The organism is Micromonospora sp. DSM 43699, from assembly GCF_055517075.1.
Window position 1 is genome coordinate 1 of record NZ_JBTMMT010000177.1, and the last position, 491, is coordinate 491.

A 491-nucleotide genomic window follows, 5' to 3' on the forward strand; every position below is an offset into this window, starting at 1 on the left:
CTCGCGGCGAGCGAGAACCAGCTCGCGCGCACCATCAGGTCGTGGGCCAGGTCGAACGGGCGGGCGATGTCCGCATGCACGCGCCGCGCCAGTTCCTCGCGCGCCTGCGCCTCGCCCAGCGCGCGCAGGTCGACGCGCTCGACCCGGAAGTCGAACTGTTCCAGCACCCGTTGGGCCGCGCCGGCTTCGTCGCCGGCGTAGACCGTGCGCAGCACTTCATGGCGTTCCAGCACCCGGCGCAGCGCGCGTTCGGCCAGGTCCAGGTCGAAGCGGCCTTCGAGCTGGAACAGCGCCGGCATGTTGTATTCCGGGCTGCCGCCGTTGAGCTGGTCGATGAACCACAGCCGCTCCTGCGAGAACGACAGCGCCATGCGCTCGCCGTGCGGGCGCTGGCCGATGGCCGGCCGGGTCGACGACGCGCGCGCCTCGACCTGGGCGGCGTAGTCGGCCAGCACCGTGTGTTCGAAGATGTCGCGGATCTGCATTTCTAC

The 491-nt window shown here is 70.9% G+C and carries 1 protein-coding gene; it reads right to left on the reverse strand.

Features of this window, described 5'->3' with window-relative positions; translation table 11 throughout:
- A partial coding sequence (locus tag AC0AIB_RS31105; protein ID WP_465098064.1) for a condensation domain-containing protein occupies nucleotides 1-491 on the reverse strand: 491 nt, incomplete at both ends.